The sequence below is a fragment of the Methylocystis sp. H4A genome (assembly GCF_015709545.1).
In the GTDB taxonomy this organism is placed as follows: domain Bacteria; phylum Pseudomonadota; class Alphaproteobacteria; order Rhizobiales; family Beijerinckiaceae; genus Methylocystis; species Methylocystis silviterrae.
In genome coordinates, this window is sequence record NZ_JADNQY010000019.1 from 118,104 (window position 1) to 130,672 (window position 12,569).

General features: G+C 62.1%; 14 protein-coding genes and 1 other RNA gene. 4 read left to right on the forward strand and 11 right to left on the reverse strand.

Features of this window, described 5'->3' with window-relative positions; translation table 11 throughout:
- The first annotated feature begins 82 nt into the window (after window positions 1-82).
- Window positions 83-760, forward strand: a complete 678-nt coding sequence (locus IYW40_RS05770; RefSeq protein ID WP_196399767.1) for a class I SAM-dependent methyltransferase — start codon at window positions 83-85, stop codon at window positions 758-760.
- Here IYW40_RS05770 and IYW40_RS05775 read toward each other — a convergent pair.
- On the reverse strand, window positions 749-2,392 hold the full coding sequence (locus IYW40_RS05775) for a L,D-transpeptidase family protein (protein WP_196399768.1): 1,644 nt from the start codon (window positions 2,390-2,392) through the stop codon (window positions 749-751). The two genes, IYW40_RS05770 and IYW40_RS05775, sit on opposite strands and share 12 nt — an antisense overlap.
- A gap of 473 nt (window positions 2,393-2,865) precedes the next feature.
- On the opposite strand from IYW40_RS05775, the gene IYW40_RS05780 reads away from it, so the two are divergent.
- Together IYW40_RS05780 and IYW40_RS05785 are read left to right on the forward strand one after the other, a co-directional pair.
- Window positions 2,866-3,159: a type II toxin-antitoxin system HicB family antitoxin gene (locus IYW40_RS05780; protein ID WP_246720668.1), complete on the forward strand. Its 294-nt coding sequence runs from the start codon at window positions 2,866-2,868 to the stop codon at window positions 3,157-3,159.
- Between the two features lie 106 nt (window positions 3,160-3,265).
- Window positions 3,266-3,784 carry a GIY-YIG nuclease family protein gene (locus IYW40_RS05785; protein ID WP_348644240.1) on the forward strand — a complete coding sequence of 173 codons (519 nt, stop codon included), beginning with the start codon at window positions 3,266-3,268 and terminating at the stop codon, window positions 3,782-3,784.
- Between the two features lie 50 nt (window positions 3,785-3,834).
- Here IYW40_RS05785 and IYW40_RS05790 read toward each other — a convergent pair whose 3' ends face one another.
- The 9 genes from IYW40_RS05790 to IYW40_RS05830 form a co-directional block, all read right to left on the reverse strand.
- Window positions 3,835-4,122 (reverse strand): HigA family addiction module antitoxin, encoded by a 288-nt coding sequence (locus tag IYW40_RS05790; protein WP_196399771.1) that lies wholly within the window; start codon window positions 4,120-4,122, stop codon window positions 3,835-3,837.
- Between the two features lie 33 nt (window positions 4,123-4,155).
- On the reverse strand, window positions 4,156-4,908 hold the full coding sequence (locus IYW40_RS05795; RefSeq protein WP_196399772.1) for a hypothetical protein: 753 nt from the start codon (window positions 4,906-4,908) through the stop codon (window positions 4,156-4,158).
- A 27-nt stretch (window positions 4,909-4,935) separates the two neighbouring features.
- On the reverse strand, window positions 4,936-7,296 hold the full coding sequence (locus IYW40_RS05800; RefSeq protein WP_196399773.1) for a UvrD-helicase domain-containing protein: 2,361 nt from the start codon (window positions 7,294-7,296) through the stop codon (window positions 4,936-4,938).
- Window positions 7,297-7,467: 171 nt separating this feature from the next.
- On the reverse strand, window positions 7,468-7,770 hold the full coding sequence (locus IYW40_RS05805) for a ribbon-helix-helix domain-containing protein (protein ID WP_196399820.1): 303 nt from the start codon (window positions 7,768-7,770) through the stop codon (window positions 7,468-7,470).
- A gap of 89 nt (window positions 7,771-7,859) precedes the next feature.
- Window positions 7,860-8,054, reverse strand: a complete 195-nt coding sequence (locus tag IYW40_RS05810) for a DUF4169 family protein (RefSeq protein ID WP_196399774.1) — start codon at window positions 8,052-8,054, stop codon at window positions 7,860-7,862.
- The gene (locus tag IYW40_RS05815; RefSeq protein WP_196399775.1) at window positions 8,054-8,659 is read right to left on the reverse strand and encodes a ClpXP protease specificity-enhancing factor SspB; all 606 of its coding nucleotides are present in this window, start codon (window positions 8,657-8,659) and stop codon (window positions 8,054-8,056) included. The genes IYW40_RS05810 and IYW40_RS05815 overlap by 1 nt, the downstream gene beginning before the upstream one ends.
- 101 nt (window positions 8,660-8,760) lie before the next feature.
- Window positions 8,761-9,118, reverse strand: a transfer-messenger RNA (tmRNA) gene (gene ssrA, locus IYW40_RS05820).
- 60 nt (window positions 9,119-9,178) lie between these two features.
- A complete protein-coding gene (pth, locus tag IYW40_RS05825) occupies window positions 9,179-9,784 on the reverse strand; it encodes an aminoacyl-tRNA hydrolase (RefSeq protein ID WP_196399776.1) in 606 nt (201 codons plus the stop codon).
- Window positions 9,785-9,848: 64 nt separating this feature from the next.
- Window positions 9,849-10,490, reverse strand: a complete 642-nt coding sequence (locus tag IYW40_RS05830; protein ID WP_175092884.1) for a 50S ribosomal protein L25/general stress protein Ctc — start codon at window positions 10,488-10,490, stop codon at window positions 9,849-9,851.
- A gap of 242 nt (window positions 10,491-10,732) precedes the next feature.
- Here IYW40_RS05830 and IYW40_RS05835 point away from each other — a divergent pair, with 242 nt between their 5' ends.
- The gene (locus IYW40_RS05835) at window positions 10,733-11,062 is read left to right on the forward strand and encodes a PepSY domain-containing protein (protein WP_196399777.1); all 330 of its coding nucleotides are present in this window, start codon (window positions 10,733-10,735) and stop codon (window positions 11,060-11,062) included.
- Window positions 11,063-11,078: 16 nt separating this feature from the next.
- Here IYW40_RS05835 and IYW40_RS05840 read toward each other — a convergent pair whose 3' ends face one another.
- Window positions 11,079-12,563, reverse strand: coding sequence for a CoA transferase (locus IYW40_RS05840; RefSeq protein WP_196399778.1), 1,485 nt, complete (start codon window positions 12,561-12,563; stop codon window positions 11,079-11,081).
- Window positions 12,564-12,569 lie beyond the last annotated feature (6 nt).

Here is a 12,569-nt window from a genome sequence, read left to right on the forward strand (position 1 = left end):
TTATGAACATGAGATAAGCTTCTTCCACGCAGGCGGGTCGGTTGTCACCCCCGAAGCCGCCGATAGTTCCGGAGCGAGAGCGATGCCGCCGACGACCACCGAGCAAATTCATGCGGGACAGGCGATCTACACGCCGAACATGCTCGCGATTTACGATGTGGTGGTGCTCGGCCTATCCAATCGCTGGATCTGGAAATGTCCGACTCCGCGGCTGCTCGCCCATTACGATCGACACATAAGCGGCAATCACCTCGATGTCGGCGTCGGCACCGGCTATTTTCTCGATCGCTGCCGTTTTCCGACTCCGACGCCGCGCATCGCGCTGATGGATTTAAATCGCGACGCGCTGCAATTCTCGGCGCGACGCATCGCCCGCTACCGGCCCGAGACCTATGTGCGCAATGTCCTAGAGAACATCGACTTTGACGGCGCCAAATTCGACTCGCTCGGCGTCAATTATCTCCTGCATTGCCTGCCGGGCGACATGGCGACGAAGGCGCGCGCGTTCGATTTTCTGTCACCGTTGATGTCGCCAGGCGCTGTCGTCTTCGGCTCGACGCTGCTGCACGGCGGAGTGGAGCGCAGCTTCGCCGCGCAGAGGCTGATGGCCTTCTACAATTCCAAGGGCGTATTCTCGAACACGCAGGACGATCTGGAGACGCTGACGCGCGAACTCGAAAAGCGCTTCAGCGCGGTGAGCGTCGAAACGGTCGGCTGCGCCGCGCTGTTTTCGGCGACGGTGAAAGGTTCAGGCGCCTAGTCCCAGAGCTTTCCGCACCCGCGCCGAATAGCCATAGAGATCGGGGCGCAGCACGATTCGCCCGCCTTCGTCGACATAGGCGGTGAAATATTCGATGTGGATCGGCAGCGGCTTCGCCAAGTTGATGTAACGCTCCGAGCCGCCGATCAGCCGGCGCACGCGGCTCTCCGACCAGCCGCTGCCGGGGCCGAGCACGGCTTGGGCGAATGCGAAAGGCGCGTCGACGCGCATGCAGCCATGGCTGAAGGCGCGATGCGACGCCGCGAAAAGGTTGCGCGACGGCGTATCGTGCAAATAGACCGAGAAATCGTTCGGGAACATGAATTTGATGCGACCAAGCGCGTTGCGCTCGCCGGGCGGCTGACGCACCACGAGCTTGCCGCCGCGATAGGACACGTTGAAGCCGCTCGCCGCGATGGCGGCGACATCGCCGTTCGCCTTCGGCAGCATCTCCTTGTTCAGGATCGACGGCGGCACGTTCCAAAACGGATTGACGATGATGTACTGCAGCGCGTTGGAGAAGATCGGCGTCGGAGTCGCCTCTTTGCCGACGATGATTCGCGTGCGATGCGTCACCTCGCCGTTGCGCACGACGGCGAGTTCGAAGTCGGGAATATTCACCTCGACCCGCTCTTCGCCAAGGTCGCGCGGCAACCAGCGCCACCGCTCCATATTGGCGATGATTTCGGCTTCCACCCGTGAGGTCGAAGCTTTGGCGAGCCCGGCGGCGCGGCGCCGCTTGGACTTGCTTGCGGGCGGCAGGACGTCGCTCTGGGTGACGTTCCCAGTGGCTGCGGCGTAAAGTCCGTCCGAGGCCGGCGCGCTGGCGCGCTGCGTTCTCAGCTCGATGAGTTTTTCGCGCAGCTGCTGATAGCCATAATGCATGGGATTATAGGCCTGCAGCGCGTCGCCGGCGTTTGAGCCGGCGCCGGCGACTTCGGCGACGGCCAGCGCCGGATCGGGGAGGGTCGTTTTCGCCCCGACGAGCCGCGAGATGCGCTCAGGGTCGATCCGGGCGCCGCGCGCCTGCAGCGCATAGGCGGCGATTGCCTCCGACAGAGCGAGTTCGTCCGCCGCCGTGGGCGCCGCCTTTTCGGCGTCCGGCGCCGCATAGGCGCGAAGATCCAGCCCGTCGTCGGCGGCGAGCGCGAGGCGCGCGAGCGCGGCCCGAGCCGAAGCGCGCCATTCTCCATTCTCGATCCAGAATGGCGCGAGATCTCGGGCGGCGTAGGCGCCCGCCAGCGCCGCGCGCAGCCGACGGCGCTCCGGCCCGAGAGCTGCATCGCCCGATGACGCCCAGGCGTCGAGCGCCAAGGCGAGATCGCGCTTCTCTTCGGGCTGAAGGCTCCAGGCAAGGTCGAGCGGGTCCGGCTTGCTAGGCTCGGCGCGCAGCTCGACGTCGAGCAAAACCGCGGCGGGCGCGGCGTCCGTGACGGCGAAGTTCGGATTGTCCAACGGCGCGCGCGTCGGGACGCGCACCACGTCAAACAGCGCGACGAGCGGCGGCGGGTTAAAAAGTTCAGCGCGGCGCGGCGGATACTGCGCCGCGACCGCAGGAGCAGCGAACGCCGACACGGCCGCAGCCGCAAGCGCGGCGCGGAGAAGTCGCTCGGCCTTTTCGCCAGCGGTCATAGCTATCCCTCGCGCAAGATCCCGTCGCGGCGAGATCTGCGTCGCCTTTCCAGTCGAGATATGGGCGGAGCGCCGCCGCGCGGCAATCCTCCATTGCTTCGCCGGAACAGTAACGCGCGGCGTCAGGCTTGGGAATCGGCGCGCGGCGACGCGCCCCGCTCAGCCACCGAAAAAGCCGGACTGTGGCGGCGACGCCACAATGGCGCCGGGCTCCGAATCCAGGTTAGCGAGGCGTCATCTCACCGCGTCATGGCCGCGCTTGTCGCGGCCATCCACGCGACGACACGATGCAATCGTGAGAACATAAGCCGAACGCCGTCTCCGCGCGATGCGTTTCGCGATGTCCCGGCGTGGATGCCCGGCACAAGGCCGGGCATGACGGCTGAAAGCGCGCTGAAATGAGCCCGAGTTCGAAGCCCTGTACAGTGGCGTCGAGCGATGGCGGGCCGGACTCGAACGCGCTATGATTTGTCATGGACCCCAGAGGCCCGCCGATGAAGCCCTACATCGTCATCGTCCATAAGGACGAACACAGCGCCTACGGCATGAGCTTTCCCGACGCGCCGGGATGTTTTTCGGCCGCCGACGAGATCGAAGATATCTTCGCCATGGCCAGCGAGGCGCTGGAGCTTTGGGCGGAAGGGATGCGCGAGGACGGGTTGCCAATTCCTGAGCCGCGCGATTTTGAAGACTTGCGGAATGATTCCGAGTGGGGTCCGAATCTCAGAGAGGCGGGATTGATTTTAGCGTTAGAGCACAAGAGCTGATCCCTTCGGCGCTATGCTCGGTTCAACAGTTTTGATGTCCAAATTAGAGTCATGGCAAGTGACAATTTCGGAACGAATTAGATCATTATCTCAAGAAGGCCTGAGCGTGTCTCAGATCGCTCAACTTTTGGGTATACGCTATCAGCATGCATACAATGTATTGAACCAGAGAACCGTAACTCGCGGACGAAATGACGATATAACAGCTGCTACCCAAACGAGGGCTTTCCTTTTAGAGGAAAACCTAATTGGAGGCGGCTTCCAGCGATCTAGTCGATGGGTTCTTACAAAGGAAGGAGAAATTGCGCTTCAGCAGCCGCTCCCAAAAGAAGTAGGGGTCTATACCTTCGTTAAAGAGGGTGTGGCGCAGTATGTCGGTGTTGCAACAATGGGCTTGGCAAAGCGAATCTACTTCTATGCGAAACCCGGTCCCACACAGCGCACGAGTCAACGGCTGAATATGATCATAAAGAACGAACTCGCAGCAGGGTCCTTCATTGATATCTATACTGCGGCTCCGCCTGACCTCGAGTGGAATGGATTCCCCATTCACGGTAGTGCTGGCTTGGAGCTTGCGCTGATCAAGAAATATGCGCTCCCTTGGAACATTCGCAGTTCCGGGTGAGCCCTTAGTCCATCTTCACAAGACTCTCCAGCAGGATCCTTCCGCAGCTCTCAAGCAGCGCCGGGCTGCACTTCCGCAATGACGCGCGCGCCAATCTCCGCTTCCGCGATCGCGAGCCAGAAGCGCGGACTGTTGCCGAAGTAACGACCGAGCCGCAACGCCGTCTCGGGCGAGACGCCGCGCTTGCCGTTCAATATGTCGACGATCCTGCCGGAGCTTAGTCGCAGCGCGAGCGCGAGGCGATTCGCCGACATGTCGCGCGCCGCGAGTTCGCGTTTGAGAATTCGGCCGGGATGGACAGGATGCGTGAACGTGACGCTTTTCGGTTCAGGTTTCAATGGTCCAATTCCACGTGTTAGGGCGGTTCTCTTTCAAAACGGAATTTCCTCCTCCAGCTGAAAGTTCGAGATGTTTCGTTCAATCCATTCCCAGCCATTATTTGTGATAGACATGGCATCGTAATAGTCGCCATCACCATCTTGGCTAGTTTGATGTTTTATTAAGCTGCGCCGAGAAAGTGATCGAACCGCAACGTTTGTGGCTATGGACGTGTATCCTGCTTTTGTCATTTCTTTGCGCAATGAATAGACACTCAATAGCTCTCCCTCTAACGCACAATTGCTCGCTAGTACTCCGAGACACGCTACTTCGCGGTCTGAAAGGAGTTCGGGAGAAGTTGGCTCCGTTGTGATGCGACGCGGTAGCGTTGCGATCTCCTCCTGTTTACGCGCTAACGCTCTTAACCTGTCGGTGATCTTTTTAGCTAGCTCTTCAAAATCGCTAGGTGATGAGCTTGAATATCGTATGATCAAGCGATGCTGTACGTCGAAAGGGAACTTTTCTCGGTCTTGGCGACACACCAGACACACGTCTTTTTCGTGCGCTATCGCAAGGCCGAGTTCAAACCAGACATTGGGGTTGTTCTCTGTGATTTCTGCAAAACACAAGGATGAATCACGAATGCCTTGCTCAATGCGTTCAATTGGTATGGAGGCAGACGGGTCTTCGTCGACACGGTAGGGCGTATAACCCGCCGCTACGATAGCTGGCTTATAAGTCTCATGGAAAAGTCGATCGTACCGACCGCCATCGAAGGGCTGTATTACAAAACAGATATCCGTCATACGAAGCCCCCTCCTAATTGATACCTCTCACCCCGCCTCGACAAAACTCTCCAGCACCATCTTCCTGCCGGCCTTATCGAAATCGACGGTGAGCTTATTGCCGTCGACCGCCGCCACGGAGCCGGGCCCGAACTTCAAGTGAAACACCCGCGCGCCCACTACAAAGCGCGAACCGCCGGACGAGCGCGCGATCACTTCGCCCTCGATCGTCATCGGTTGCTTCCCGCGTGCGCCGCGCGTATCGCGCGCCGCGCCGCCACGCGCAGCTTCGCCGCGCGTCGCCTGCGCGCGCTTCCATCCCGGCGTCGAATAGTCGGAGCCGTAGACGTCGAGATTGGCGAAGCGCGAGACGCCATAGGAGCCATATTGCGAACCGCTCGGCGCCTCGACCACCTCGACATTGCCCGTCGGCAGATTGTCGATGAAGCGTGAGGGCACGGTCGCCTGCCACAGCCCGTGAATGCGTCGGTTGCTGGCGAAATAGATCTTGGCGCGGCGCTTGGCGCGCGTCAGTCCGACATAGGCGAGACGGCGCTCTTCCTCGAGGCCGGCGCGTCCCTGTTCATCGAGCGTGCGCTGGCTCGGAAACAGCCCTTCCTCCCAACCGGGAAGATAGACGGTCTCGAACTCGAGGCCCTTGGCGCCATGCAGCGTCATGATCGAGACGCGCTCTTGGTCGACGGCGCTGTCGGCCTCCATGACAAGCGACACATGTTCGAGGAAGGACTCGAGGTCGGGAAAGGCCTCCATCGCCCGGACAAGCTCTTTCAAATTGTCGAGCCGCCCAGTGGCCTCTGGCGTCTTGTCCGAACGCCACATCTCCGTGTAGCCGGATTCATCGAGCACCTGCTCGGCAAGCTCGTGCTGCGGTTTTGAATCGATGAGCGTGCGCCAGCGGTCGAAATCGCCAATGAGGCCGCGCAGCGCGCCGCGGGGCTTTGGCTTCAGCTCCTCGCTTTCGACAAGAACGCGCGCCGCCTGCATCAGCGGAATGGCTTCGCGCCGCGCATATTCATGCAGCATCTGCAGCGTCGCGTCGCCGAGGCCGCGTTTGGGCGTATTGATGATGCGCTCGAAGGCGAGGTCGTCGGCCGGCTGCGCGACGCAGCGCAGATAGGCGAGCGCGTCGCGAATTTCGAGCCGCTCGTAAAAGCGCGGGCCGCCGATGACGCGATAGGGCAGGCCGATCTCGACGAAGCGCTCTTCGAATTCGCGCATCTGAAACGACGCGCGCACGAGAATGGCGATCTCTTCGAGCGAATGGTTCTTGCGGCTCAGCTGCTCGATGTCCTCGCCGATGCTGCGCGCTTCTTCCTGGCTGTCCCAGACGCCGGTGAGCGTCGGCTTTTCGCCCTCGCCACCATCGGTGAACAGCGTTTTGCCGAGCCGGCCTTCATTATGCGAGATGAGATGCGAGGCGGCGGCGAGTATGTGCCCGGTCGAGCGGTAGTTGCGCTCCAGGCGGATGACCTTGGCGCCGGGAAAATCCTGTTCGAAACGCAGGATGTTCTCGACCTCGGCGCCGCGCCAGCCGTAGACGCTCTGATCGTCGTCGCCGACGCAGCAGAGATTTTGTTTCCCCGGCGCCCTCTGCGAGATCAGCCGCAGCCACAAATATTGCGCGATATTCGTGTCCTGATATTCGTCGACAAGAATATATTTGAAGCGGCGCTGATAGTCGGCGAGCACATCGGGATTGTCGCGAAAGAGCCGCAGACTCTCCATCAGGAGATCGCCGAAGTCGACGGCGTTCAAGACCTTGAGCCGCTCCTGATAGAGCGCGTAGAGCGCCGCGCCTTTGCCATTGGCGAAGCTCTCGGCGTCGCCGGCGGGGACCTGCGCCGGCGTCAATCCACGGTTCTTCCATCCATCGATGCGCATGGCGAGCGCGCGCGCCGGCCAGCGCTTGTCGTCGATGTTCTCCGCGCGCAGCACCTGCTTCAAGAGGCGGATCTGATCGTCGACATCGAGAATGGTGAAGTTGGGCTTCAGCCCGACGAGTTCGGCGTGACGGCGCAGGATCTTGGCGCTGATCGCGTGAAAGGTGCCGAGCCATTGCATAGCCTGCGCGCCTTCGCCGACGAGCGCTTCCACGCGTTGGCGCATCTCGCGCGCCGCCTTGTTGGTGAAGGTGACGGCGAGGATTTCATAGGCGCGCGCCTTGCCGAGCGCCAGGATGTGGCCGATGCGCGTCGTCAGCGCGCGCGTCTTGCCGGTGCCGGCGCCGGCGAGCACGAGCACCGGCCCGTCGAGCGTTTCGACGGCGGCGCGCTGCTCGGGGTTGAGCGCGTCGAGATAGCGCGGCCGCCCCGCGCTCGCCGCCACGCGTGCGGCAAGCCCGCCCGTCTGCGGCGCGTAATCGTCAATCTCGGGCGGAGGGCTCTTCATGATTCTTCAATCATATAGGAGAACGGAAGGCGAATCACTGTTTCGGCCGTTTATCGCGCGCCAATCCCCCGGCCCCTCATCTCACTTCTCCCCGCAAGCGGGGAGAAGAGGCGGCCGACGTCGCGCGAACGTTTGCAAAAGGAGCGCAGTCTCTATGACCCCTCTCCCCGTTCACGGGGAGAGGTGAGGTGAGGGGCTTGGGGGCGTTTCACGCGCATCCAACGCCCGCTCCAGAACGAACACCCTCAGCGCCGAGGAGAGATTCGCCTCTCCGCGGCCCGCATCCACCCGGGCGATGAGCGCCGCGAGCGACACGCCCTCCTGCGCGGCGATGTCTTTCAGCGCGCGCCAGAAAGCGTCTTCAAGAGAGACGCTGGTGCGATGGCCGGCGATGACGACGGAATGCTTGACGACTCGGCGGGAACTGGCGTCTAGAGCGCGCTGCGAAAAAGTGGACGCCGGTTTTTCGTGCAAAGCGCGCTCTATGCTTTTGGAATCGATCACGTCATCTGCATTTGGGCGATCGCCCAAATGCAGCGTGATCTCTGGCGCCTGCGCCTCGCTCATGCCGGATCGTCCGATTCCGGTTCCCGCCTATGCGCCTCGAGCCTGGCGCTTTCCAGCTGCGCCTGCGCGGCGGTCAACTCCCGCTCGGATTTGGCGCGCCCGAAGGCTGCGCGCTTCGCTTGCGCGGCGTCGTCCTTGACGCGGCGGTCGCGTTGTTTGCGCGCGCGCCGCAGATTGACGACGTCGCCCATCAGGGCTTTTTGCGGAACGCGTCGATCGAGACGATCTTGTCGTCGCCGTCTTCCTTCGCTTCGACCGGCTTAAGTTTTTTCTGCCTGTCGGCGCTCGGCGTCTTGTTCGGCTCTGCTTTGGCCGGCTCTGATTTTACCGGCTCGACCTTGGCCGGCTTGAACGCCTTTACCGAGTCCTCCGTTTTCGCAACAAGGCTCGGTCCTGGGGAAGGCGCGTCCTCCTCTTCGCTGTCCTCAAGCGCGTCTTCCGCGCTCTCAAAGCGCAGACCAAATTCGACGGCAGGATCGAAGAAGCCGGTGACCGCCGAGAAGGGCACGTAGAGATGCTCGGCGACCGAGCGGAACGATAGCGTGACGCCGAAACCTTCTTCGTCGACTTCCAGATCCGACCATTGATGCTGCAGGATGATCGTCAGCTCGCTCGGCCATTGTTCGGCGAGGCGGCGCGAAATCGTGACGCCCGGCGCATCGGTGCGGAAGCTGATGGTGAAGTGATGGTCGCCGGGCAGATAGCCGCTCTCGGCGACGTCGCCCAGCACTTTGCGCATGACGCCGCGCATGGCGTCCTGAACGAGAAGATCGTAGCGAATAATGTCTTTAGCCATTGCGTCGCGCCAGACTGCCATCTGTATGGTCGACCGGCTACCGCTTCCGACCGCCATGCCTGCCGCGCTTGCATCACGGCGGCGCGGCGCGAGAAAATTGAAGTGGAGGCTTCTGTTGCCAGGCGCCTCCTGACCCCGCCTAGAAGTGCTAACCCCTAGGGCTTAATTCCCAGTTTGGGCGCCGCATTACGCGGCGACGGCCACCGGAGCATAGTTGTCGTTGGCAACTATAAGTTTGACCCGATAACGGCGGTATCATGCCGAGCAAAAAATCACCCTTTACACCCTCGTCAATCCTATTTCGCCCCCGCCAAAACCCGCCGCGCGGACGGGCTTTGGTGGAGGCGCCGGGTACCGCCCCCGGGTCCGAATGGTTTATTACGGTGTTCGTTTATCGCCATAGCCGACGCAAGCGCCGGCAAAGTGAATATAGGCGCTTGCGGGATTTTGTGAAAGTCCCCGCCGTCTGCGTCTTCAGCGCTTTTGCCGGAGGGGGCGTGTGGCGCGAACGAGCCTGGCCTATTGCGCGCCGACGCGCTTCACCGCGCCAAAGCCCTTCGCGTCCATGGCGAGGTGCAGCCGGTTTTGCAGTCCGGCGTCGTCGCCCTTGACGAGCAGTCCGGCGTTTTCGGCGATCGCCTCGCAGAGCGCAGCCACCCAGGGCTCCTCGCTTTTGGCGAAATCGCTGAGCACATAAGCATGGACCAGCGCCTTATCGCCGGGGTGGCCGATGCCGAGCCGCAGCCGCTTATAGTCGTTGCCGATATGCGCGGTGATCGAGCGCAGCCCGTTGTGGCCTGCGACGCCGCCGCCTGTCTTGATCCGGCACTTGGCCGGCGCAAGATCGAGTTCGTCGTGAAGGACCACGATCTCATCGAGGCCGATCTTGTGAAAACGCGCGGCTTCGCCGACCGAACGGCCGCTCTCGTTCATATAGGTCTGCGGCTGCAGCAGCATGACCTTTTCGCCGCCGATCGCCCCTTCGCTGACGAGGCCTTGAAAGCGCGCCCGCGCTTGTGGAAAGCCGTGTCGCTTGGCGATCGCTTCGAGCGCCATAAAGCCGATATTGTGCCGGTTCTTGGCGTAGGCGCGTCCGGGATTGCCCAGTCCGACAAGGAGCAGCATGTGAGCCTCTGACATAAAAATGGCCGGGCGAACCCGGCCATTATCACGGTAAGCTTTGCAGCGCTTACTTCTTCTTTTCTTCCTTGGCGGGAGCGGCCGCAGGCGCAGCTGCCGCGCTCGGAGCCTCCTCGGCGCCGCCGCCCGCCGGCGGCGTAAGGCTCGCGACGGTGAAATTCTTGTCGGGATTCGTGGGCTTGCAGCCCTCCGGCAGCGGAATCGCCGAAATATGCAGCGAATCGTTGAAGTCCAGGCCCGTCAGGTCGGCGGTGATGGCCTCCGGAATATTGTCGGCCGGCACCCACATCTCCACCGTGTGATAGACGATGTTGAGCGCGCCGCCGCGCTTGATGCCAGGCGCCGCTTCCTGGTTGGTGAAATGCACCGGCACTTGCACGCGCAGCCGCGAACCCGGCTTCAGGCGCAGGAAATCCACGTGCATCGGCGTGTCTTTGATGACGTCAAGCTGATAGTCGCGCGGGATGGCGCGCTCCTTCTTGCCGTCGATGTCGAGCTCGAAGATCGTCGTAAGGAAGTGCCCGGCGAAAATCAGCTGAGAGAGGCTCTTCTTCTCGAGCGAGAGCGGCTGCGGCGCTTCGCCGCCGCCATAGAGTACTGCTGGTATACGGCCCTCACGGCGAACGCTGCGGGCGGCCCCCTTGCCTGTCCCGCTGCGCACCGTGGCCGCGAGCTTCTTGGTCTCGGCCATTTCGGTGTCCTTTAAATCAAAAGAAAAGGCGCTGCTTCGCCTCCAGGGGTGTCGGAAACGCAGGCGCCGCGGCGCTTATAGGGGAGCAAGCCATGAGAGGCAAGGCGGAGGGCCGAAAACCGGCGCGCGACCCCCTTTTCCATCGCGGCTGGGGCCTCATATGGCCGCAGATCGCTCGCTCGCCTTTGAGCGGCATGGCGCAGCCGTGGCTTGCTTCCGGCTGCAAGAGAAAGGGTTCGAACATGCGTACTCTCGTGACGTGCATCGCGCTTCTCGGGCTCGTCGGCATGGCGGCGACGCCTGCTCAGGCCGACCGTCGGCTCACCCGCGAAGAGAAATCCAGCATCCGTTCAGCGATGAAGGACGCGCAGTGTTCCGGCGGCAAGATGGAATTCGACGATGGGAAATTCGAAGTCGACAATGCGAAATGTCAGGACGGGAAGCGTTACGATCTCACCTTCGATCGCAATTTCAAGATGACCAGCAAGGAGCTCGAAGACAACAAATATTATGGCAGCGGACGGTACAACAAGCGCGATAACACCCGTGACAACAGGCGCGATACCTACTAACGCGCCTCTCGGGCGGTCATAGGATTTGCCGTCCGCGAATATGCGCGACGCCGCGCCGGAAGATCGACGTTGGCCGGTGCGGCGGCGCGTGTGGCGCGATAGCATCAGGTCCCCATCCGATGTCGAGCGTTGAGGAGCCTGGAAAGCTTCCGGCGCGATCCACATAGGGTGGGGACTTCTCCAACTGAATCGCCGGCGCAACCCTCGTCAACAGACCGAGCGGGGAGTCCTGATCGACCAGATAATGATTGAGATCGTCCTGGCTGATGGGAATAGGCGCTTCCGCATTGGCGGCGAAACGCATGCCGAGCATGGCCGTCCTGGCGAGCGACACACGGACGATCCAGCGGCCGCCTTCCTCTGCGCGGCGCAGTAGAGCGGAAAGAACCCCGAGCGCGCCGAGACAGCCTGAACCGTAATCATTGAAATAGGCGGGAATGAGCGCCGGCTCGCCAAGTTCAGCGCTGTGCATGGCGGCGAGGCCGGTCGCGGCCTGAGCGAGCTGCTCCCAACCGCGCCGCTCGGCCCAGGGACCCTGAAAACCGTAAGCGTTGACCTCGACGTAGATCAGGCGCGGGTTGATCCGCCACAGCTCCTGCGGCCCGAATCCTCGCTTCGCCAGCGATCCCCAGCGAAATCCCTGCACGAAAACGTCGCAGTCGCGAACGAGATCGAGCGCGCGGGCGCGATCGGCCTCGGCGCGCAGGTCGACATAGGCGGTCTTCTTGCCGAATGACGTGTCGATGTCGAAGCCGAGAATATGGTCGAGATAGGGGTTGCGACAGTGAATGACGTCCGCGCCATGCTCCGCCAGCAGTTTGCCGATCGTCGGCCCGGCGACGACATGCGTGAAATCGAGAACACGGAGCCGCTCGAGCGGCCGCGTGGTGGCAGGCGTGAAAGGAACGGGCGCCGCGTCGCCCTGCCGCACAAGGTCGATCGGCGGCGTATCGCCGATCGCGCGGCCCTGCGGATGCGCGCGCCACTCCTCGGGGCTTCGCAGGAGCGCCGCGCAGAGGCCGAGCGCCGAAAGTTCGTCCTCGAGCGTCTGCCCGTCGAAACGCGCAACGCTCTTGGCGATGGCTTCGCGCTCGTTTGGACAGTCGAGATAGCGCAATATGCCGTCGCGCAGATGCTGGTAGGCGCCGTTGAAAAAGATGCGCCGTCCATCGCGGGTGCGATAGAAATTATTCACCGCCGTATGCACGGCGCTGATGTCGAATTGCCAGCCGCTCTGAAAGAAATAGGCGATCTCGTTGAACAGCAGGCCGGCGTGCCGCCGGTCGATTCGCACCTGCTGCGCGCCCAGGCCGCGACTCTCGCCGATAGAGGCGATTGTTGCGCCGATCGCGCCCATCAGCGCGACGGCGAAGTCATGAACCTCGATGGGCGAGTCAACATAGCCAGGCGTCTGATCGACGTGAACAGGCGACGAATGTTGAGGTAGGTTCAGTCCTTGCGCGATCGCCGCGAGAATTTCTTTTTGCCGCGCGCTGTACAAGTCTTC

Bases quoted from the DNA above. Each gene is read 5' to 3' on its own strand.
- IYW40_RS05795 (WP_196399772.1), bottom strand. From the start codon at position 4,908: ATGACGGATATCTGTTTTGTAATACAGCCCTTCGATGGCGGTCGGTAC.
- IYW40_RS05810 (WP_196399774.1), bottom strand. From the start codon at position 8,054: ATGGGCGACGTCGTCAATCTGCGGCGCGCGCGCAAACAACGCGACCGC.
- IYW40_RS05780 (WP_246720668.1), top strand. From the start codon at position 2,866: ATGGACCCCAGAGGCCCGCCGATGAAGCCCTACATCGTCATCGTCCAT.
- IYW40_RS05770 (WP_196399767.1), top strand. From the start codon at position 83: ATGCCGCCGACGACCACCGAGCAAATTCATGCGGGACAGGCGATCTAC.
- IYW40_RS05775 (WP_196399768.1), bottom strand. From the start codon at position 2,392: ATGACCGCTGGCGAAAAGGCCGAGCGACTTCTCCGCGCCGCGCTTGCG.
- pth (WP_196399776.1), bottom strand. From the start codon at position 9,784: ATGCTGCTCCTTGTCGGACTGGGCAATCCCGGACGCGCCTACGCCAAG.
- IYW40_RS05830 (WP_175092884.1), bottom strand. From the start codon at position 10,490: ATGGCCGAGACCAAGAAGCTCGCGGCCACGGTGCGCAGCGGGACAGGC.
- IYW40_RS05815 (WP_196399775.1), bottom strand. From the start codon at position 8,659: ATGGCTAAAGACATTATTCGCTACGATCTTCTCGTTCAGGACGCCATG.
- IYW40_RS05835 (WP_196399777.1), top strand. From the start codon at position 10,733: ATGCGTACTCTCGTGACGTGCATCGCGCTTCTCGGGCTCGTCGGCATG.
- IYW40_RS05800 (WP_196399773.1), bottom strand. From the start codon at position 7,296: ATGAAGAGCCCTCCGCCCGAGATTGACGATTACGCGCCGCAGACGGGC.